Source organism: Massilia sp. UYP32 (assembly GCF_050434365.1).
GTDB classification, from domain to species: Bacteria; Pseudomonadota; Gammaproteobacteria; order Burkholderiales; family Burkholderiaceae_D; genus Telluria; species Telluria timonae.
Genome location: NZ_JBNDIK010000026.1, coordinates 1 through 19,948, shown reverse-complemented (window position 1 = coordinate 19,948; position 19,948 = coordinate 1). Strand labels below are relative to the sequence as shown.

Here is a 19,948-nt window from a genome sequence, read left to right as displayed (position 1 = left end):
TCTTAGTTCCTGAACGGGAATTTGAAGGCGGCGAGCAGCGCTTTGGCTTCTTCGTCGGTCTTAGCGGTCGTGGTGATCGAGATGTTCATGCCACGCAGCGCATCGATCTTGTCGTAGTCGATCTCTGGGAAGATGATCTGCTCTTTGACACCGATGTTGTAGTTGCCGCGGCCATCGAACGATTTGCCGCTCACGCCACGGAAGTCACGCACGCGCGGCAGGGCCACGGTGATGAAACGGTCCAGGAATTCGTACATGCGGGCGCCGCGCAGGGTCACCATCGTGCCGATCGGGTAGCCTTCGCGGATCTTGAAACCTGCGATTGCCTTGCGAGCCTTGGTCACGACTGGCTTCTGGCCAGCGATCTTGGTCAGGTCGCCGGTAGCGTGCTCGATGATCTTCTTGTCGGCGACTGCTTCCGACAGACCCATGTTCAGGGTGATCTTGGTCAGGCGCGGCACTTCCATCACCGACTTGTAACCGAATTTTTCGGTCAGTTCGGCGACGACTTTGTCTTTGTAAATTGCTTGGAGACGGGCCATTTCTTATTACCCTTTCACTACTTCGCCGTTCGACTTGAAGACGCGGACTTTCTTGCCGTCCTGGTCTTTGAAGCCAACGCGATCTGCCTTGCCGGTCGCAGCGTTGAACAGCGCGACGTTCGACACGTGAATCGGCATAGTCTTGTCGACGATACCACCAGTAACACCGGTCATCGGGTTCGGCTTGGTCGCTTTCTTAGCGACGTTGACGCCTTCGACGATGACGTGTTCAGCGTCTACACGCTTCTGAACGACGCCACGCTTGCCCTTGTCCTTACCGGTCAGAACGATGACTTCGTCGTTTTTACGAATCTTATCCATGTCGAATCCTTACAGAACTTCAGGTGCCAGCGACACGATCTTCATGAACTTCTCGGTACGCAGCTCGCGCGTCACCGGTCCGAAGATACGGGTACCGATCGGCTCCAGCTTGGCGTTCAGCAGGACAGCGGCATTGCCGTCGAACTTGACCAGGGAACCATCCTGGCGGCGCACACCTTTAGCGGTACGCACAACCACGGCATTGTAAATTTCACCCTTTTTGACGCGACCACGTGGGGCAGCGACTTTCACGGTGACCTTGATGATGTCGCCAATGCTCGCGTAACGGCGCTTCGAGCCGCCCAACACCTTGATGCACAGAACTTCCTTGGCACCGGTGTTGTCGGCTACTTCGAGCCGGCTTTCGGTTTGAATCATAGTATTTTCTTTCCCAACTTAAGCCGTAGAAAACCCCACGGAAACCCATGGGCCTGCGGTCAGTCTTGGTCCCGCCGTGCCGCCCCTGCTGGAGCACCACGATTGGGTGATTGGACTTTCCAATAACGCATTCGTTACAGGCCGCACTTGCCGAGGGGACAAACTGCGGCAACACATGAACGAAGCCCGCTAGTATCTCAGATACCAGCGGGCCACGCAAGACAAATTTTCTAGATACTTACAGTACCTGTGCGACTTGCAACACTTTGGTCACAGTCCACGCTTTCGTCTTCGAGATCGGGCGACCTTCTGCGATCTCGACGGTGTCACCGATTTTCGCTTCGTTCGCTTCGTCGTGCGCGTGATACTTGTTCGAGCGCACGATGATCTTGCCGTACAGCGGGTGCTTGACGTGACGTTCGATCAGCACGGTCACCGTCTTGTCCATTTTGTCGGACACGACTTTGCCGACCAGCGTACGCTTCAGCGCCGTTTTAGTGGTGTCGTTCATTTGGCTTCCTTCTGGTTCATCACAGTCTTCACACGCGCGATATCGCGACGTACTTTCTTGAGCTGCGCGGTGTTACCGAGCTGCTGGGTAGCGACTTGCATGCGCAGACCGAACTGGGCCTTCAGCAGCTCGTTCAGCTCCTTCTGCAGCGCTTCCTGGTCTTTGCCGCGGAGTTCCGATGCTTTCATATTCAACTCCTGTTATTGGCCAACTTGGCGCACCACGAAGGTGGTAGCCAGTGGCAGTTTGGCAGCGGCCAGGCGGAACGCTTCGCGCGCCAGTTCTTCAGCGACGCCGTCCATCTCGTACAGGACTTTGCCTGGCTGGATTTCAGCGACGTAGTACTCCGGGTTACCCTTACCGTTACCCATACGGACTTCGGCCGGCTTGTTCGAAATCGGCTTGTCCGGGAAGATACGGATCCAGATACGACCGCCACGCTTGATGTGACGGGTCATGGCACGACGAGCCGCTTCGATCTGGCGTGCGGTGATACGGCCGCGGGCAACTGCCTTCAGGCCGAATTCGCCGAACGACACAGCGGTGCCGCGGGTGTGCGAAATGCCGGTGTTACGGCCTTTCTGCTCTTTACGATATTTCCTGCGCGATGGCTGCAGCATGCTTATTCTCCTGCTTTCTCAGCTGCCGGCTTGGCAGCGGCGCGGCGGCCCGCTGGAGCGGCACCTGGCTTCGCGCCTGGACGTGGACGGCTGCCTGGCTTGCCGTCGTCACGACGTGGGCCGCGTGGCTTCTTCTCGTCCGGCGGGGTGTCGATCACAGGTGCTTCGCCCGTTGGGGAGCGGTCGCCCTTGTAGACCCAGACCTTGACGCCGATGATGCCGTAGGTGGTCGATGCTTCGCTGGTGCCGTAGTCGATATCGGCGCGCAGGGTGTGCAGAGGCACACGGCCTTCGCGGTACCATTCGGTACGTGCGATTTCGATGCCGTTCAGGCGGCCCGACGACATGATCTTGATGCCGACGGCGCCCAGGCGCATGGCGTTCTGCATGGCGCGCTTCATGGCGCGGCGGAACATGATGCGCTTTTCGAGCTGCTGCGAGATCGAATCGGCGATCAGCTGCGAATCGATTTCCGGCTTGCGGATCTCTTCGATATTGACGTGCACAGGCACGCCCATGATCTTCGTCAGCGACGACTTCAGCACTTCGATGTCTTCGCCTTTTTTACCGATCACGACACCAGGACGCGACGAGTAAATGGTGAAGCGTGCGTTCTTGGCAGGACGCTCGATGACGATGCGGCCGACCGAAGCGTTCTTCAGCTTCTTCTTCAGGAAAGCGCGTGCTTCCAGGTCTTCCTTCAGCATGTCGGCGAAATTGCCGTTGCCAGCGTACCAGCGCGATGCCCAGTTACGGGTGACCGCCAGGCGGAAGCCGGTTGGGTGGATTTTCTGACCCATCGTGTGACTCCTTAGTTACCGACAGTCACGTAGATGTGACAGGATTGTTTCGAAATACGATCGCCGCGGCCCTTCGCACGTGCGGTGAAGCGCTTCAGGATCGGGCCCTTTTCGACGTAGATCTGGGTGACTTTCAGCTCGTCGATGTCCGCGCCATCGTTGTGTTCCGCGTTGGCGATCGCCGACTCGAGAACCTTCTTGATGATGGTCGCGCCCTTTTTCGGGCTGAATTGCAGAATGTTGAGTGCAGCGTCAACTTTCTTGCCACGGATCAGGTCGGCGACCAGACGGCCTTTTTGTTCCGACAGGCGCACGCCTTTGAGGATTGCTTTAGTTTCCATTATCGTTTCGCCTTCTTGTCAGCGGCGTGGCCCTTGAACGTACGGGTCAGCGCGAATTCGCCGAGCTTGTGGCCGACCATGTTCTCCGACACGTACACAGGCACGTGCACTTTGCCGTTGTGGACGGCGATCGTCAGACCGATGAAGTCCGGGGTGATCGTCGAGCGGCGCGACCAGGTTTTGACTGGCTTCTTGTCTTTGGTCGCTTGCGCGGCTTCGACTTTTTTCACCAGGTGGGCGTCAATGAACGGCCCTTTTTTCAATGAACGAGTCATGATTTATCCTTATTTCTTGCCGCGACGCGAGACGATCATCGACGAAGTGCGCTTGTTCGAACGCGTCTTCTTGCCCTTGGTCTGCTGGCCCCATGGCGACACTGGATGACGACCAGCTGCCGTACGACCTTCACCACCACCGTGCGGGTGATCGATCGGGTTCATGACCACACCGCGGACGGTAGGACGAACACCGCGCCAGCGCATCGCGCCAGCCTTACCGATCTTGCGCAGGCTGTGCTCGGCGTTGCCGACTTCACCCACGGTTGCACGGCACTCGATGTGCACGCGACGGACTTCACCCGAGCGCAGGCGAACCTGGGCGTAGGTGCCTTCACGGGCCATCAGCACGACGCCGGCGCCGGCGGTACGGGCCATCTGGGCACCCTTACCTGGCAGCATTTCGACGCAGTTCATCACGGTACCGACCGGGATGTTGCGGATTGGCAGGCAGTTACCGGCCTTGATCGGCGCTTCCGAGCCGTTCATGACGCTGTCGCCGACAGCCATGCCCTTGGTGGCGATGATGTACTGACGCTCGCCGTCCGCGTAGCACAGCAGTGCGATGTGCGCGGTACGGTTCGGGTCGTATTCGATACGCTCGACCTTGGCAGGAATGCCGTCCTTCTGGCGCTTGAAGTCGACCAGACGGTAGTGCTGCTTGTGACCACCGCCCTTGTGACGGGTGGTGATGTGACCGTTGTTGTTACGGCCGGCGGTTTTCGATTTCTTTTCAACCAGGGCTGCGAGCGGACGGCCTTTGTACAGGCCTTCGGTCACAACTTTCACCATGCCGCGACGGCCTGGGGAGGTTGGCTTCATCTTAACGAGTGCCATTATTTAGCCTCCTCGACAAAATTGATTTCCTGGCCTGGCTTCAGGCACACGAAAGCACGCTTGGTGTGGTTGCGACGGCCGGTGAAACGACCCGAACGCTTTTGCTTGCCTTCGCGGTTCACGGTTTGCACCGATTCCACTTCGACCTTGAACAGCAGTTCGACGGCAGCCTTGATTTCTGGCTTGGTCGCGTCAGGCAGGACCTTGAACACGATCTGCTCGTTCTTTTCCGCGACGAAGGTAGCCTTCTCGGAAATGATCGGAGCCAGCAGCACCTTCATCAGGCGCTCTTCGCTGAATTTGATTGCGGCGCTCATGCGTACATCTCCTCGATCTTGGCCAGAGCAGCTTTCGTGACCAGGACTTTTTTGTAGAACACCAGCGACATCGGATCAGCGTGCTTCGGCTCGACGACCAGCACGTGCGGCAGGTTGCGCGATGCCAGTTCCAGGTTCTCGTCGATGGTGTCGGTGATCACCAGGACCGATTCCAGACCCATGGTCTGCAGTTTTTGCGACAGCAGCTTGGTCTTTGGAGCTTCGATCGACAGGTTCTCGACCACGTTCAGGCGGCCTTCGCGAGCCAGTTGCGAGAAGATCGAGCAGATACCTGCACGGAACATCTTCTTGTTAACTTTGTGCGAGAAGTTCTCGTCCGGGGTGTTCGGGAAGATGCGACCACCGCCGCGCCACAGTGGCGACGACGACATACCAGCACGAGCGCGGCCGGTGCCTTTCTGGCGCCATGGCTTCTTGGTCGTGTGGTGGACTTCTTCACGGTCCTTCTGCTTGCGGTTGCCGCTACGTGCGTTGGCAGCGTAGGCGACGACGATCTGGTGGATCAGGGCTTCGTTGTATTCACGACCGAACACTTCGTCGGTTGCTGCAACGTTGGCGCCAGCTTGACCTTGCTCATTCAGGAGCTTCAGTTCCATGCTTACGCTCCTTTCTTGGCTTTGGTTTTGACAGCAGGCTTGACGACCACTTGGCCGTTCTTCGCGCCAGGCACGGCACCTTTGACCAGCAGCAGCTGGCGGTCGGCGTCGATGCGAGCGATTTCCAGGTTCTGGGTGGTGACGGTAACGTCGCCCAGGTGACCGGTCATGCGCTTGCCCGGGAACACGCGGCCTGGATCCTGGGCCATACCGATCGAGCCAGGAACATTGTGCGAACGCGAGTTACCGTGGGTAGCACGGCCCGAAGCGAAGTTGTAACGCTTGATGGTACCGGCGTAGCCCTTACCGATCGAGGTGCCTTGCACGTCGATTTTCTGGCCCACTTCGAACATCGAAGCATCGATGGTGTCGCCGGCTTTGAGTTCAGCGGCTTTGGTGGAATCGATGCGGAATTCTTTCAGCATCGTACCGGCTTCGACGCCAGCTTTGGCGTAGTGACCGGCGGCGGCCTTGTTCACGCGGGAAGCGCGACGTTGACCGAAGACGACCTGAACTGCGGTGTAGCCATCAGTTTCAGGGGTTTTGACTTGTGCGACACGGTTGTTCGACACGTCCAGCACGGTGACAGGGATCGAATCGCCGTCATCCGTGAAGATACGCATCATGCCAACCTTGCGACCGAGGAGGCCCAGGCTCATTTTTTCTCCATTCCCACCTACGATTGGGCGGGGGTAGTTGAACTACTAAAAAATATGGGTCAAAAAAGACAGACCCATACCGAAGCCGGCTAGTATAGCGCGCAAAAGGCTTCGGCGCAACAGGAAAAATCGGAGTCAAGACCGGCCTGTTGCGCTTTTCGCAGTAACTGGAGAAAGAAGAATCCGCTCTAGCTGAGCGGCACAGAAAAGACACACCGCTGCGCCTTTTCTCTACAGGCTACGACCATTGCTGGGAGCCTGCGATCTGGAAGTCTGGTGGGCGGTGCAGGATTCGAACCTGCGACCCCTTGGATGTCGACCAAGTATTCTAACCAGCTGAACTAACCGCCCGGGGAGCCGAATTATAAGTGCCGGGCTTAAAGTTTTGCAATAGCTTTTTTCGCGTGCCCGTCAATTTCTGTGCTCCTCGTCCGCGGCCGCGCCGGGACGGCGAGGCGAATCGCGGGTTGAAGATGCCGCCCCGAAATGCTATTGTACAAATGTTTTCCGAGGGTCGACCGCGTCGCGCGCACCTGGCGCACGTGATTTTCCGGCATCCATGCCGGCGCTGTCCGCCCTCTTCCGCCTGGCGGTTCCCGATGTGTCGAACGCGCATTCCTACAGAAGAGAGCGCCGCTTGTCGCATCCCGCCTTTCTCCGGCCCGCGCGCCTCCCCGGCGAGCATCGCAGGCCCAGACCCGGTCCGCCACCCAACCCATGGCTCATGGGCGGACGCATCGCTGCAAAGGATGAAGAATGACTGTCATTGAAACACGCCACTGGCCGCGCCAGCTCGATCCCTCACGCCTGGTGCTGGCTACCGACCTCGACGGTACGCTGCTGGCCGGCACCCACGAGGCGCGGCGCCGCATCCGCGAACTGTTTTCCGGCGCCCTGCCGGAAGCAAAACTGGTGTTCGTCACCGGCCGCGGCCTGGAAACCGTCATTCCCCTGCTGTCCGACCCAACGGTGCCGCGCCCCCATTACATCATCGCCGACGTCGGCGCCACCATCGTCGACGCCGACCTGCGCCCGGTCGAACCGCTGGCGCACGAGATCGCGGCGCGCTGGCCGGGCAGCCAGGCGGTATTGAAAGCGCTGGCCGATTTCCCGGAGCTGGTGCGCCAGTCGGTGCCGCAGGAACGCCGCGTTTCCTTCTACGCCACCGAGGAGGCCCTGACGCCTGAACTCCGGAATGCCGTCGACGCCCTCGGCTGCGACCTGCTGTTCTCGGCCGGCCGCTACCTGGACGTGCTGCCGCGCGGCGTCGGCAAAGGCGTCGCGGTGCGCCGCCTGGCCGAAGTCGCCGGTTTCGATCCGGCCCATATCGTGGTGGCGGGCGACACCCTGAACGACCTGTCGATGTTCGAGGCGGGCTTTCGCGGCGTGGTGGTCGGCGCCGCCGAACCGGCGCTGGTGCAGGCGGTGCGCAAGATGCCGCGCGTGGTGGTGGCCGACGCCGCCGGCTGCGGCGGCATCCTGCAGGCCTTCGGCCGCCACGGCCTGCGCCTGGACGGCGACGCCGTGGCGCATGACGCGACCTCCTACGGCGAGGCCGAGCTGGTGATGGTCTACCACCGCCTGCCCTATGACGAAGTGGTGGAAGGCGGCGTCACCTACCAGCGCCGCCCGAAAAGCCCGAACGGCATCATGCCGACCCTGCTCAGCTTTTTCGCCGGCGGGCGCAAGGGCTCGTGGGTCGCCTGGTCGCAGCAGGCCAGCCGGACGCCGAGCGGGTTCATCCCGCACGTGGCCGTCGACGCCCAGCGCTACCCGCAACTCAAGGCGGCCCGGATTCCGCTGACGGCGGACGACATCGACCAGTTCTACAAGAAGTTCTCGAAAGAGGCGTTCTGGCCGATCATCTTCTCCTTCCCCGATAAGGCCGAATTCCGCCAGGACCACTGGGAGCGCTTCCTGGAAGTCAACCGCCTGTTCGCCGAGCAGACCGCGCGCGAGGCGGCGCCCGGCGCCACCGCCTGGATCCACGACTACAACCTGTGGATGGTGCCGGCCTTCCTGCGCCCGCTGCGCCCGGACCTGACGATCGCGTTCTTCCACCACACCGCCTTCCCTTCCAGCGACGTGTTCAACATCCTGCCATGGAGGAACGACATCATCGGCAGCCTGCTGCAGTGCGACTACGTCGGCTTCCACATCCCGCGCTACGTCGAGAACTTCGTCGATGCCGCGCGCTCCTGCGCGCCGGTCGAGGTGCTGGATGCGGTGCCGTGCGCGCCGCGCTACCTGACCTTTGGCTGCGCGCTGGGCGTGGACCGCATGCACAGCGCGCTCGAAGTGGGCGGACGCCGGGTCACGCTGGGCGCCCATCCGGTGGGCACCAACGCCGGCCTGATCGACGACCTGGTCAGGAGCGACGACATCCAGCGCCAGATCGCCGAATGGGACGAGTATCTGGATGGCCGCACCGGCATCATCTCGATCGAGCGCCTCGACTACGTGAAGGGCTCGCTGGAGAAGCTGCAGGCCTATGAGCGCATGCTCGAACAGCACCCCGAGCTGCTGGGCAAGGTCATGCTCATCAACATCATCACGCCGGCGGCGTCGGGCATGGAGATCTACGACAGCCTGCGCGAGGAACTGGACCGCACCGTGGGCCGCATCAACGGCCGCTTCTCGACCCTGGACTGGGTGCCGGTGCGCTACTTCTACCGCTCGCTGCCGTTCGAGGAAGTCGTGGCCCATTACGCCGCCTGCGACGTCGCCTGGATCACGCCGCTGCGCGACGGCCTGAACCTGGTGGCCAAGGAATACGTCGCCACCCGCCACGCCGCCGGCCGTCCGGGCACGCTGGTGCTGTCCGAATTCGCCGGCGCCGCCGTCGAGCTGCACGGCGCGCTGCTGGTGAACCCGTATGACAGGAACGCGATGAGCGCGACGCTCTACCACGCGCTGACCATGGGCGCCGATGAAGTGGCCTACCGCTCCGGCCGCATGGCCGCGATCGTGCGCGACCGCGACGTGGCGCGCTGGGGCGACGACTTCCTGGCCGCATTGGCCGCCCTGCCGTCATCCGGGCACGACGACGCCCAGGAAGAGCGCTCCGCCGCCTGAAGCTTGAACATTGAATGAAAGGGAAATGAAACCGTGATGGAATACGTCATCCTCAAGAATCCGGTCGCCGACTGGCTGGTCGCGCTGGTCGTGGTCGCGGCCGTGGCGGCCGGGCTGGACGCCGTCAAATCGATCCTGGCGCGGCGCCTGGCGGCGCTTGCCGCGCGCACCGACGCCAAGTGGGACGACATCGCGGTCGCCGCGCTGCGCTCGACCAAGCTGCTGGTGCTGATCATCGTCGGCGTCTACGCCGGCGCCAGCGTCCTGGCGCTGCCGGACAAGGCGCAGCTGTTCATCGGCCGCGTCACCATCACCGCGGTGCTGATCCAGGTCGCGATCTGGGGCGACCGCGCGCTGCGCACCTGGCTGGTGGCGACCCGCGCCCAGCGCAACGAAGACCCGGACCGCATCACCTCCTCAGCCGCCATCGCCTTCCTGGTGCGGGTGGCGCTGTGGGCGGTGGTGGCCCTGATGGTGCTGGACAACCTGGGCGTGAACATCACCACCCTGGTGGCCAGCCTGGGGATCGGCGGTATCGCCATCGCGCTGGCGGTGCAGAGCATCCTGGGCGACCTGTTCGCCTCGCTCTCCATCGTGCTGGACAAACCGTTCGTGGTGGGCGACTTCATCATCGTCGACAAGATGCTGGGCACGGTCGAGAAGATCGGCCTGAAGACCACCCGCGTGCGCAGCCTCTCCGGCGAGCAGATCGTGTTTTCCAATAACGACCTGCTCAAGAGCCGCATCCAGAACCTGCGCCGCATGGAGTCGCGCCGCGTCGTGTTCCAGTTCGGGGTGTCGCACCTGACGCCGGCGACCCTGCTGCGTGGCTTGCCGGAGATGGTGCAGCAGATCGTCGCGGCCCAGCCGCAGGTGCGCTTCGACCGCGCCCACCTGGCCGGCATCGCGGCGCCGGTGTTCAACTACGAGGTGGTGTACTACGTCGACAACACCGACTACACCGTCTACATGAACGTGCAGCAGGAGATCTACCTGAGCATCCTCGCCGGACTCGAGGAACGCGGCGTGTCGCTGGCCCTGCCGGTGCAGCTGGTGCGGCTCGCGCGCGATCAGTCGCAGCTTGCGCAGGCCGCGCAAGCGGTGGACCAGGCCGCGTGGACCGGCGGGGACGACGCCAGGGCCGCGTAAGCCCGGTCAGGCGCCCCTGCCCAGGAGCGCCAGCACCCCGTCCGCGGTCAGCGCGCTGGACGCCGGATTCTGGCCGGTGACCAGCCTGCCGTCCGTGATCGCGAACGGGGCCCAATCCTCGGCGCCGCGCTCATAGCGGCCGCCCAGCTCGCGCATCCGCGACGCCAGCAGCCAGGGCGCGTTCGCGGCGAGGTCTGCCGCGCCGGTGAAGCCATCATCGCGCCGCCGGCCGCCCCGTCGTGACCGGAAACTCGGCAATCTTTGCCCGATCCTGCTATCAAAGACGTGAGCACATGTACCCAGCGTCCTCTTCCTGCCCCGAGCCGTCTTGTTGACCGTGTTCGTATCTGACAGGCGTGACTTTCCCGCCTCCCGCCGACAAAGTTCGGCAGCAGTGTCTGACGTCACCGCCAGACTCGCCACGGGTAGCGCCGTTCTCGCTGCAAGAGCGATGGTGGCGGGCCGTGCTTCAAATGAAACACCTCGTTACTGACCGCATGCCATGCACATCCAACATCTTTGGCATCTCTGTCGCTTGGTTTTCGCGACAAAGATGAGTCATGTGATGGCGTGCTTCCTTGTCAGCATACGTAGGATCAGACACCTGTGATGGGGCTAGAGTTCCGCTCCTTCAGGTGGGGTGGAAGAGCACCCAGTATCGGGTTCGGGCATGCTCTCCGTTGCCGGAAACTGGCCTCTTTTTGCCTGATTCTCCAAATCCGCAAATGTGACATTCCGGGGGTCAGGGCGGGCGTAAGTACGTACATCCCTCTATGAAAGATGTTGAAATTCACGCGCTCCGGCCCCATGTACAATTGATCAATTACCGCCTATATTGGCGGATGCATCCCCGATGGCGACGGCGGCATCGTCGTCTATTTCATCCCTCAACGGAAAAGGAGTTCGCATGGCAATCAGTCTGCAAAAAGGCGGCAACGTCAACCTGAGCAAGGAAGCACCGGGCCTGACCAAGGTCATCATCGGCTTGGGCTGGGATCCCCGCTCGACCGACGGTTCCGCCTTCGACCTGGACGGCAGCGCTTTCCTGCTGAAGACCGACGCCAAGGTACGCGGCGACACCGACTTCATCTTCTACAACAACCTGAAATCGAGCGACGGCTCGGTGGTCCACACTGGCGACAACACCACCGGCCAGGGCGACGGCGACGACGAGAAGCTGACCGTCGACCTGGCGCGCGTGCCGGCCGACATCGACAAGGTCTCGTTCTGCGTCACCATCCACGACGCCGACGCGCGCCGCCAGAACTTCGGCCAGGTGGGCAAGGCCTATATCCGCTGCCTGAACGCCGCCGGCGAAGCCGAGATCGCACGCTACGACCTGTCCGAGGACAGCTCGACCGAAACCGCGATGATCTTCGGCGAACTGTACCGCGCCGGCAGCGAATGGAAGTTCCGCGCCGTCGGCCAGGGCTTCAAGGGCGGCCTCGGTCCGCTGGCACGCTCGTTCGGCGTCAACGTCTGAGAGTTTCACAGGGAGCTTCCCTGATGGCCCGCGCCGCCTGGCGCGGGCCCGCAACGCCACGCCAGTGGCCGATCATCCATCAAGAGAGTCCACATGCGCGTCTGGTACAACAGGACGTTTTCGTCCGTGAATGCGGCGATCAAGCTGATCCGCGAGGCCGATACCGAAGGCCGTTTCACCATCATCCACAGCAACGCCAACCGCCATGCGCCGGCCGCGCGCCTGGCCCATGAATTCCACGTCGAGCCGACCGGCCTGAAAGGCGACGCCTATGTCGACTGGTGCCTCGCCTTCTGCCGCGACCACAGGATCGACATCTTCGTGCCGGGCCGCGAAGCCACCCTGCTGGCGGCCGAGCATGCGCGCTTCGCCGACATCAAGACCCGCGTGCTCAGCGCCGCCCCGCCGGCGCAGCTGAAACGCATCCACGACAAGGCCGATTTCTATGCCGCGACGGTGCTGCCGGACGCGCCGGTGGCGGCGTTCCGCCCCTTCGCGACCCTGGAGCAGTTCGACGCCGCCTATGCCGAGTTGCGCCCCCACCATGCGAAGCTGTGCGTCAAGCCGGCGCACGGCATCTATGGCCTGGGCTTCGCCATCGTCGACGAAGAGCGCAGCAGCGCCGCGCTGCTGATCAAAGGCGTGGAGTACCACATCGGCTACCAGGACCTGCGCCGCGGGCTGGGAGAGCTGGAGACTTTCAACACCATGCTGCTGATGGAATTCCTGGACGGCCCCGAATACAGCGTCGACTGCGTGGGCGACCATGGGCGCCTGGTCACGGGCGTGGTACGCCGCAAGCTGCCGCAAGCCGGCAGCGGCCAGCTGATCGACATGCGCCAGGACATCCTGGATGCGACGACGCGCCTGGCCGCCGACTACCAGCTCAATGGCGTGTTCAACGTCCAGTTCCGCGAGGGCGGCGGCCGCCCGCGCCTGCTGGAGATCAATCCGCGCATGTCGGGCGGGATCGGCATGGCCTGCCTGGCCGGCCCCAACCTGCCCTATATCGCGCTGCGCGGCTTCGCCGAGGGCTACGATGGCCTCGAGATTCCCGCGCCGCGCCACGGCATGCGGGTGGCCGAAGTCAGCGTCGCGACGGAGCTGGCATGAACGCGCCGCACCCATTCCCCATCCAGCGCATCGAACTGCCGACCGGTGTCCTCGACCTGCGCATCGACAGCGGCGCGTCCGAACTCGACGCCCTGCTCGGCTTTGCCGCGCGCGCCAACGCCAAGCGCGGCTTCCTGTTCCTCAGCAAGGTGCTGGGCAAGCACTGGCCGGCACAACCGATCGACATGCTGACGGTGCACGAGCGCCTGGCCGCGACCGTGCCGCAGCTCAAAGGCGCGGTCCAGGGCCCGGTGGTGTTCATCGCCATGGCGGAGACCGCGATCGGCCTGGGCCAGGGCGTGTTCGAAGCCTGGCTGCGCGCCCATCCGGGCCAACAGGCGCTGTTCCTGCACACCACCCGCTACCGGGTCGGCGATGGCCCGCTGATCGAATTCGAGGAAGCGCACAGTCACGCGCCGCGCCAGTTCCTGCACGCGCCGGTCGAGCCCGAGCTGCACGCTCTGCTGCTGGCCGCACGCACCCTGGTGCTGGTCGACGACGAAGCCAGCACCGGCAATACCTTCGTCAACCTGGCCGCCGCCTGCCGCCGCCTGAATCCGGGCCTGGAGCGGGTGCACCTGGCCACCATCACCAATTTCATGGGCCGCGCCGCGACCGACGCGCTGGACGCCCGCTTCGGCATGCCGGTGACGAGCGGCGCGCTGGTCGAGGGCGAATTCAGCTTCGCGCAGGGAGCGCTGCCGCCCGACCGCGGCGTGGCGCAGCGCTATGCGGAAGACGCCGACCGCGGCGCCAGCCCCGCCTTCGGCCGCCTCGGCACGGCGCGGGCATTGCGGGCGCCGGAGCGACTGGCGGCGCGCCTGGCCGGCGAGTTCGCGCCCGGCAGCCGGGTGCTGGTGCTGGGCACCGGCGAATTCATGCACGTCTCGACCCTGTTCGGCGCCGCCCTGCAGCGCCATGGCGTCGACGTGGTGGTGCAGTCGACCACGCGTTCGCCGATCCTCACCTGGGGCGCGGTGAGCCATGCCTTGACCTTCCCCGACAACTACGGCGAGGGCATCGCGAATTACCTGTACAACGTCGCGCCCGGCCAGTACGAGCACGTGCTGGTCTGTCACGAGACCGCGCCCGGCCCCGCGCTGTTCCAGCTGGCCGGCCAGCTGAACGCGCGGCTATTCCACTTCCAGTCCGAGGACCACGTTGAAGAAGTTCCTGTTCGCTGACCTGGACGACACGCTGTTCCAGACCTTCGGCAAATGCGGCGCGCACCGGGACACCCCGGGCGCCCTGGAGCCGGCCGCCTATTACAAGGACGGCAGCATCTGTTCCTATACCACGCCTTCGCAGCGCTCGTTCCTGGCGCTGCTGCAGGACGGGATGACGATGATCCCGACCACCGCGCGCGACCTCGACGGCCTGCGCCGGGTGTCGCTGCCGTTCGACAGCTACGCCGTCATCAATTATGGCGGCGTGGTGCTCGAGCCGGGCGGCGCGCTCGACCAGCCCTGGCTGGACGGCATGCGCACGGCGATGCATGCCGCGCTGCCCGGCCTGCAAGAGCTGGCCGCCCACATCGACGACCATGGGAAGCGCAGCGGCTATGGCGGCCGCGCGCGCATGATCGAGGATTTCGCCACCCCGTTCTTCCTGGTGGTGAAGGATCCGGACAAACGGGCCGAACGCCTGGCGCCGCTCGAGGAAGACGTGGTGCGCCCCTGGATCGCCGACGGCGACCGCGATTACTTCATCCACCGCAACGGCAACAACCTGGCCATCCTGCCCAAGGCGCTCGACAAGGCCAACGCGGTGGCCCACATCACCCAACGCCTGAAGCGCGAATTCGGCGAGATCGTCACCTTCGGCATGGGCGACAGCCGCTCGGACGCGCGCTTCATGGCCGCCTGCGACTACGCCATCATCCCGCGCGGCACCCAGCTCGCCGGCATCACCGTGGGGGCGCTGTGAGCGACTGGGAAGACTTCTCCGGCAGCTACCGCAAGGGCGAGGTCAGCTTCCTGCTGCGCCGCCTGCCGCAGGAGGGCTTCGTCGACGTCGCCGAGAAGGAAGCGCTGATCCAGAGCGGCCGGCGCCACTACAGCCAGATGCTGTCGCCCGAGTCGGCGCCGTCGGCGCGCTACATGGCGCTGTTCGACGAGGCCTGCCGCGCCAACAACGCGCGCATGGCGCGCGACTGCCTGCGCCTGGCCCGCCTGATCGCCGCGCGCCCGCTGCACCGGCTGGCGCTGGTGTCGCTGGCGCGCGCCGGCACCCCGGTCGGGGTGGTCGTCGCCCGCCTGCTGCGCGAGCTGTTCGGACGCGACGCCGTGCACTACTCGGTGTCGATCGTGCGCGACCGCGGCATCGACGCCGCCGCCCTGCGCCACATCCTGGCGCATGGGCACCAGCCCGATTCCATCGTCTTCCTCGACGGCTGGACCGGCAAGGGCGTGATCGCGCGCGAACTGGCCGGCTCGATCGAGGTGTTCAACGTGCGCCACGGCACCCATATCGACGCCGGCCTGCACGTGCTGTCCGACCTGGCCGGCGCTAGCGCCTGCGCCGCCTCGTGCGACGACTACCTGATCCCGTCGAGCATCCTGAACGCCACGGTGTCGGGCCTGGTGAGCCGCACGGTGATGAGCGAGGACATGCGCGCCGACGACTTCCACGGCTGCGTGTTCTACGAACAGTTCGCGGCGGTGGACCGCTCGCAGGCGTTCGCCGACGAGCTGCTGGCGCTGGCGCTGGCGCAAGCCGACACGCTGCCGCGCGCGGAAGCGATCGACGCCGCGGCCGCGCGCGCGCGCTCGCAGGACTACATCGGCGCCGCGATGCGGCGCTACGGCATTGCCGACGTCAACCTGGTCAAGCCCGGCATTGGCGAAGCCACGCGCGTGCTGCTGCGCCGCGTGCCGCGCCTGGTCGTGCTGCGCGACCCTGGCGCCGCCGAAGTGGCGCACCTGGCCGTGCTGGCCGAAGAAAAACGGGTGCCGGTCGAGATCGACCCGCACCTGCCCTATCACGCAGTATCCCTGATCAGGAGTGCATCGGATGGCTAAATCACTGGGCGCGTCGCTGTACGTGCCGGCCAATCACAAGAACCTGACCGCGATCGCCAATGGCGAGCGCCTGCCGCACGCGCGCTCGCTGATCTTCTGCACCGAGGATTCGATCGCCGACCGGGAACTCAGCTGGTCGCTGTTCAACCTGTCGGTGGTGCTGGCGAACATGCGCCTGGACGTGGCGGCCGACCGCTTCGTGCGGGTGCGCAATCCCGAAGTGCTGGCGCGCGTGCTGGCCATGCCCGGCGCCGAGAAGCTGACCGGCTTCGTGCTGCCCAAGATCACGCGCCACAACTTCGACAGCTATTTCAAGCTGGTGCGCCACACCGGACACGTGTTGATGCCGACCCTGGAGACGGCCGAGGCCTTCGACGACGGCGAAATGCAGGGCCTGCGCGCCGCCCTGGAGGCGCCGGGCGTGCGCCACCGCATCCTGGCGCTGCGCATCGGCGGCAACGACCTGCTGGCCCTGCTCGGCCTGCGCCGCCCGCGCGGCATGACCTTGTACCGCACGCCGCTCGGGCCGGTGATCTCGCGCCTGGTGACGACCTTCCGGCCCTACGGCTTCATGCTGACCGCGCCGGTGTTCGAATACCTCGACCTGCCCGAACTGCTGGACCAGGAAGTGATCGAAGACCTGGCCCACGGCATGGTCGGCAAGACCGCGATCCATCCTACCCAGATCGCGGCGATCGAGCAGCACTTCAAGGTGACGCCGCAAGACCTGGCGGTGGCGCGCGCCATCCTCGACGCCTCGAGCCCGGCGGTGTTCCGCATGGACGACGCGATGCAGGAAGTCGCCACCCACCGCGCCTGGGCCGAGCGCACCCTCGAACAATCGCGCCTGTTCGGCTCGCGCGCCGAACTGGGCCACAAACCATTCCTGGAAGGAGAACCCTCATGACTACATTTGGACGCGGACAGAAGGGCAAGCTGGCCGACCTCGGCGCCGGCCACATCTTCGATGTCGACGTCGAGATCGCCGCCAACGGCGCCTCGGTCGACGTATCCTGCTTTGGCCTGGACGCCAACGACAAGCTGTCGGACGACCGCTACATGGTGTTCTACAACCAGCTGGCCAGCCCCGAAGGCGCGGTGCGCCTGGACCTGAGCGGCGCTCGCGCGCGCTTCGCGCTGAACCTCGACCTGTTGCCCAGCTCAATCACGAAACTCGTGTTCGTGGCGGCGATCGACGGCGCAGCCACCATGCGCACGCTGGGAGCCAGCTCACTGTCGCTGGGCAGCGCCGTGCGCTTCCCATGGTCGGGCGCCGACTTCGGCGACGAGAAGGCCCTGATCGTGGCCGAACTCTATCGACGTGACGGCCTGTGGCGCTTCGGCGCCGTCGGCCAGGGCTTCAATGGCGGCCTGTCGGCGCTGCTGAAGCACTTCGGCGGCGCCGAGGCGGGTACGCCGGCGCCGGCCGCACCCGCGCCTGCTCCTGCTCCTGCTCCTGCTCCTGCGCCCAAGCCGGCGGTCTCGCTGTCCAAGGTCACGCTCGACAAGCGCGGCGACAAGGTTTCGCTCGACAAGCGACCCGGCGGCGGCTACGGCCGCATCCACGTCAACCTGAACTGGAACCAGGCCGCCATCGCGCCGCCGCCGGCCTCGCCGCCGCCTCCCTCTTCGGCCGCGCGCGGCGGCGGCTTCCTCGACCGCCTCACCAGCATGGCGGGCGACCTCGCGAACAAGGCCGGCGAGATGGCCAACAAGGCCGGCGCGGCGCGCAAGGGCCGCAGCGGCATCGACCTCGATCTCGGCTGCATGTACGAGCTGGCCGACGGCCGCCGCGGCCTGGTGCAGGCGCTGGGCAACACCTTCGGCGACTATGAGCGCGAACCTTTCATCCAGCTCGATGCCGACGACCGCACCGGCGCCGCCGCCAATGGCGAGAACCTGTTCATCAACGGCGAACGCTTCGACAAGATCAAGCGCGCGGTGATCTTTTCCTTCATCTACGAAGGCGCGGCCAACTGGGGCGTGACCAATGGCGTGGTGACGGTGACGGCGCCGGGCCAGGCGCCGGTCGAAGTGAAGCTCGACGGCGGCGACCGCCAGATCATGTGCGCGATCGCGCTGATCGAGAACCGCGGCGGCAACCTGGTGATCACCAAGCTGGCCGAGTACTTCCAGCAGCAGGGCATGACCAGCGCGCACGAGCTGATGGACCGGCACTACGGCTTCGGCATGCGCTGGAAGACCGGCAGCAAGTAAACCCGTTACGGCAGGGCTGCTACCACTTGCAGCCCTTGTCGGTGATCGTCTCGATGGCGAGCGGCACCAGCAACAGCAGGTTGACCGTCGTCCGGCCCTCGGCATACTTGGTCTGGCAATCGGGGCGCTTCGCCCTGCGCACCGCGCGCGACAGGTCGCTGTCGTCGCTGGCGCGCATCTGTTCGGATTCGCGCAGGCTTTCCAGCGCGGTCGGCGCCCGCGCGCTTTCCACTTGCCGCGCCGCGGCGCGCAAGGATTCCATATCGATGGTCCTGGCCGGCGCCAGCGTCTGCTGACTGTCCGTCGACGGCGGCGTCTCGGGCGCCGCGGCGGGCGGCGCCGGTGGCGTTGGCATTTCCACGACCGGCGCCCTCATCCGATTCGGCCGGCGCACCGGCGCCGCCGTGACCGGAGGCGGCGCGAGCGCCGCTGCCGGCGCCGGCGGCCGCGGCGCCGGAATGAAGACGACCGCAACGTAGTCGACGGGCGCCTCCGCGTAGCGCGCATCGGGCGTTTCCGCGAAGCGCAGCAGCGCAAGCACGAACAGGAGATGCGCCAGCGCGACCAGCGCGCCGGAGACGCCCCGCGTCAAGCGTCGTCCCGCCGGCGAAGCCGCGCCGCCAGCAGTTCGGGGCGGTCGAGATACAGGAACACGTAACGCGGCAGGCGCTTCCTCGCTTGCCAGTGCAGGATATCGATGCGCGCGTCGTCGGCGAGCACCAGCACGCAGTTCGGCTTGTCGAACGGCGTGACCAGCAGCGTGTCCCGGCTCGCCACCCCATGGCGCCGGCGCCAGATCGGCAGCGGCGCATCGACCGTCTCCAGGCGCGCGATTGCCGCCAACGGCAGCAGGCCTTCGACCCGGGCTCCTACGCTCAGGTGCAGCGTATCGTCCGTCATGACGTGGCGCCCTGCCCCGATATGCCAGCGGTCGCCGAGCACCCAGGCCAGCGTGTACAGCACCGCCACGGCGCCGAGGACGTGCAGCAGGGCCAGCTTGCCGGCATCCTCGACGAACAGGTTCAGCAGCAGGACGTGCACCGGCAGCTCGAGCAACAGGCTGACGAAGACGACGGCGGTGGCGGTGCCGTAGGCGCCGCGTTCCAGATAGGTCAGCGCGACGCCGTCCGGCAGCGTGCACGCAGCGGTTTGCCGCCGCAGGCGCCTGAAGCAGCCGATCCACAGCAGGCGGTCGAGCCGGAGCATCCCCACCAGTTCGGGCGGTAGCAGCGCCGCCACGCGCGCATGCCATGGGGCCCGGGCCGCATGCGCGCTGCGCAGGCGCTGCCAGGCGTCCGGCGCGTGGGCGATGTCTTTCGCCATCAGCAGCAACAGGGGCAAGGACAGGCCGAGACTGCGCAAGAAGGGCTTGGCGGCATCAGGAGCGAGCGTCCTGGCGATGGAGACCAGGAATAAGGCGGCGAGACCCCAACCGGCTAGATCGCGCCAGGATGTGGTGCGCAAGGAGGAAACAAGTGAGGGCGGCTGCATGGATCGACGATAGGAGGATGAACCATTCGATTACAGCATGCGGAAGGAATATGAACAACGGCTGGCGATCGCCACATAGAAGATCATGCGAGCCTGTCAGAATTTCTGTGTGGAACCGGGGTCATGAAATAATCCCGAAAGGACTGTTCCATGACCGAAGTGATGACCACTAAGAAGCTCAA

25 protein-coding genes and 1 tRNA gene are annotated in these 19,948 nt (G+C 64.7%); 9 read left to right on the top strand and 17 right to left on the bottom strand.

What is annotated here, in order from left to right; genetic code table 11:
* Positions 1-2: 2 nt before the first annotated feature.
* The 14 genes from rplE to ABIB42_RS19785 all read right to left on the bottom strand — a co-directional run bounded on the left by rplE (position 3) and on the right by ABIB42_RS19785 (position 6,569).
* A complete protein-coding gene (rplE, locus tag ABIB42_RS19850) occupies positions 3-542 on the bottom strand; it encodes a 50S ribosomal protein L5 (protein ID WP_005663447.1) in 540 nt (179 codons plus the stop codon).
* 6 nt (positions 543-548) lie between these two features.
* Positions 549-863 carry a 50S ribosomal protein L24 gene (gene rplX / locus ABIB42_RS19845; RefSeq protein WP_005663448.1) on the bottom strand — a complete coding sequence of 105 codons (315 nt, stop codon included), beginning with the start codon at positions 861-863 and terminating at the stop codon, positions 549-551.
* A 9-nt stretch (positions 864-872) separates the two neighbouring features.
* Positions 873-1,241 carry a 50S ribosomal protein L14 gene (rplN, locus tag ABIB42_RS19840; RefSeq protein WP_005663451.1) on the bottom strand — a complete coding sequence of 123 codons (369 nt, stop codon included), beginning with the start codon at positions 1,239-1,241 and terminating at the stop codon, positions 873-875.
* Positions 1,242-1,479: 238 nt separating this feature from the next.
* On the bottom strand, positions 1,480-1,752 hold the full coding sequence (gene rpsQ, locus ABIB42_RS19835) for a 30S ribosomal protein S17 (protein ID WP_005663453.1): 273 nt from the start codon (positions 1,750-1,752) through the stop codon (positions 1,480-1,482).
* Positions 1,749-1,940: a 50S ribosomal protein L29 gene (gene rpmC, locus ABIB42_RS19830; RefSeq protein ID WP_005663455.1), complete on the bottom strand. Its 192-nt coding sequence runs from the start codon at positions 1,938-1,940 to the stop codon at positions 1,749-1,751. Before rpmC ends, rpsQ begins: the two co-directional genes overlap by 4 nt.
* Positions 1,941-1,952: 12 nt before the next feature.
* Positions 1,953-2,372, bottom strand: a complete 420-nt coding sequence (gene rplP, locus ABIB42_RS19825; protein WP_005663456.1) for a 50S ribosomal protein L16 — start codon at positions 2,370-2,372, stop codon at positions 1,953-1,955.
* 2 nt (positions 2,373-2,374) lie between these two features.
* Positions 2,375-3,172, bottom strand: coding sequence for a 30S ribosomal protein S3 (gene rpsC, locus ABIB42_RS19820; RefSeq protein ID WP_005663458.1), 798 nt, complete (start codon positions 3,170-3,172; stop codon positions 2,375-2,377).
* Between the two features lie 11 nt (positions 3,173-3,183).
* Positions 3,184-3,516, bottom strand: coding sequence for a 50S ribosomal protein L22 (gene rplV, locus ABIB42_RS19815; RefSeq protein ID WP_174348348.1), 333 nt, complete (start codon positions 3,514-3,516; stop codon positions 3,184-3,186).
* Positions 3,513-3,788, bottom strand: coding sequence for a 30S ribosomal protein S19 (rpsS, locus tag ABIB42_RS19810; RefSeq protein WP_005663463.1), 276 nt, complete (start codon positions 3,786-3,788; stop codon positions 3,513-3,515). Before rpsS ends, rplV begins: the two co-directional genes overlap by 4 nt.
* Before the next feature lie 9 nt (positions 3,789-3,797).
* Positions 3,798-4,625 (bottom strand): 50S ribosomal protein L2, encoded by an 828-nt coding sequence (gene rplB, locus ABIB42_RS19805; protein ID WP_005663464.1) that lies wholly within the window; start codon positions 4,623-4,625, stop codon positions 3,798-3,800.
* The gene (gene rplW / locus ABIB42_RS19800; RefSeq protein WP_005663466.1) at positions 4,625-4,942 is read right to left on the bottom strand and encodes a 50S ribosomal protein L23; all 318 of its coding nucleotides are present in this window, start codon (positions 4,940-4,942) and stop codon (positions 4,625-4,627) included. The genes rplB and rplW overlap by 1 nt, the downstream gene beginning before the upstream one ends.
* The gene (gene rplD, locus ABIB42_RS19795) at positions 4,939-5,559 is read right to left on the bottom strand and encodes a 50S ribosomal protein L4 (protein WP_005663467.1); all 621 of its coding nucleotides are present in this window, start codon (positions 5,557-5,559) and stop codon (positions 4,939-4,941) included. Before rplD ends, rplW begins: the two co-directional genes overlap by 4 nt.
* Before the next feature lie 2 nt (positions 5,560-5,561).
* Positions 5,562-6,218 carry a 50S ribosomal protein L3 gene (gene rplC, locus ABIB42_RS19790; protein WP_005663469.1) on the bottom strand — a complete coding sequence of 219 codons (657 nt, stop codon included), beginning with the start codon at positions 6,216-6,218 and terminating at the stop codon, positions 5,562-5,564.
* A 274-nt stretch (positions 6,219-6,492) separates the two neighbouring features.
* Positions 6,493-6,569 (bottom strand) — tRNA-Val (locus ABIB42_RS19785).
* A gap of 405 nt (positions 6,570-6,974) precedes the next feature.
* On the opposite strand from ABIB42_RS19785, the gene ggpS reads away from it, so the two are divergent.
* Together ggpS and ABIB42_RS19775 are read left to right on the top strand one after the other, a co-directional pair.
* Positions 6,975-9,293: a glucosylglycerol-phosphate synthase gene (gene ggpS / locus ABIB42_RS19780; RefSeq protein ID WP_429248872.1), complete on the top strand. Its 2,319-nt coding sequence runs from the start codon at positions 6,975-6,977 to the stop codon at positions 9,291-9,293.
* 36 nt (positions 9,294-9,329) lie between these two features.
* Entirely contained in the window at positions 9,330-10,442 is a 1,113-nt protein-coding gene (locus tag ABIB42_RS19775; RefSeq protein ID WP_429248871.1) for a mechanosensitive ion channel family protein, read from the top strand.
* 6 nt (positions 10,443-10,448) lie between these two features.
* Here ABIB42_RS19775 and ABIB42_RS19770 read toward each other — a convergent pair whose 3' ends face one another.
* On the bottom strand, positions 10,449-10,598 hold the full coding sequence (locus tag ABIB42_RS19770) for a hypothetical protein (protein WP_429248870.1): 150 nt from the start codon (positions 10,596-10,598) through the stop codon (positions 10,449-10,451).
* Between the two features lie 751 nt (positions 10,599-11,349).
* Here ABIB42_RS19770 and ABIB42_RS19765 point away from each other — a divergent pair.
* The 7 genes from ABIB42_RS19765 (at position 11,350) to ABIB42_RS19735 (ending at position 18,275) form a co-directional block, all read left to right on the top strand.
* Positions 11,350-11,925 (top strand): TerD family protein, encoded by a 576-nt coding sequence (locus ABIB42_RS19765; protein ID WP_219862185.1) that lies wholly within the window; start codon positions 11,350-11,352, stop codon positions 11,923-11,925.
* Between the two features lie 93 nt (positions 11,926-12,018).
* On the top strand, positions 12,019-13,038 hold the full coding sequence (locus tag ABIB42_RS19760; RefSeq protein WP_005663480.1) for an ATP-grasp domain-containing protein: 1,020 nt from the start codon (positions 12,019-12,021) through the stop codon (positions 13,036-13,038).
* On the top strand, positions 13,035-14,222 hold the full coding sequence (locus ABIB42_RS19755; protein ID WP_005663482.1) for a phosphoribosyltransferase domain-containing protein: 1,188 nt from the start codon (positions 13,035-13,037) through the stop codon (positions 14,220-14,222). The genes ABIB42_RS19760 and ABIB42_RS19755 overlap by 4 nt, the downstream gene beginning before the upstream one ends.
* A complete protein-coding gene (locus ABIB42_RS19750; protein WP_429248869.1) occupies positions 14,200-14,964 on the top strand; it encodes a hypothetical protein in 765 nt (254 codons plus the stop codon). The genes ABIB42_RS19755 and ABIB42_RS19750 overlap by 23 nt, the downstream gene beginning before the upstream one ends.
* Positions 14,961-16,058, top strand: coding sequence for a cysteine protease StiP family protein (locus tag ABIB42_RS19745; protein WP_005663486.1), 1,098 nt, complete (start codon positions 14,961-14,963; stop codon positions 16,056-16,058). Before ABIB42_RS19750 ends, ABIB42_RS19745 begins: the two co-directional genes overlap by 4 nt.
* Positions 16,051-16,965 (top strand): HpcH/HpaI aldolase/citrate lyase family protein, encoded by a 915-nt coding sequence (locus tag ABIB42_RS19740; protein ID WP_005663488.1) that lies wholly within the window; start codon positions 16,051-16,053, stop codon positions 16,963-16,965. The genes ABIB42_RS19745 and ABIB42_RS19740 overlap by 8 nt, the downstream gene beginning before the upstream one ends.
* Complete coding sequence (locus ABIB42_RS19735) at positions 16,962-18,275, top strand: TerD family protein (RefSeq protein ID WP_429248868.1); 1,314 nt, start codon at positions 16,962-16,964, stop codon at positions 18,273-18,275. The genes ABIB42_RS19740 and ABIB42_RS19735 overlap by 4 nt, the downstream gene beginning before the upstream one ends.
* A 19-nt stretch (positions 18,276-18,294) precedes the next feature.
* On the opposite strand, the gene ABIB42_RS19730 is transcribed toward ABIB42_RS19735, so the two are convergent.
* Together ABIB42_RS19730 and ABIB42_RS19725 are read right to left on the bottom strand one after the other, a co-directional pair.
* Positions 18,295-18,867, bottom strand: coding sequence for a hypothetical protein (locus tag ABIB42_RS19730; protein ID WP_184237932.1), 573 nt, complete (start codon positions 18,865-18,867; stop codon positions 18,295-18,297).
* A complete protein-coding gene (locus ABIB42_RS19725; RefSeq protein ID WP_429248867.1) occupies positions 18,864-19,739 on the bottom strand; it encodes a hypothetical protein in 876 nt (291 codons plus the stop codon). The genes ABIB42_RS19730 and ABIB42_RS19725 overlap by 4 nt, the downstream gene beginning before the upstream one ends.
* Positions 19,740-19,948: the final 209 nt, after the last annotated feature.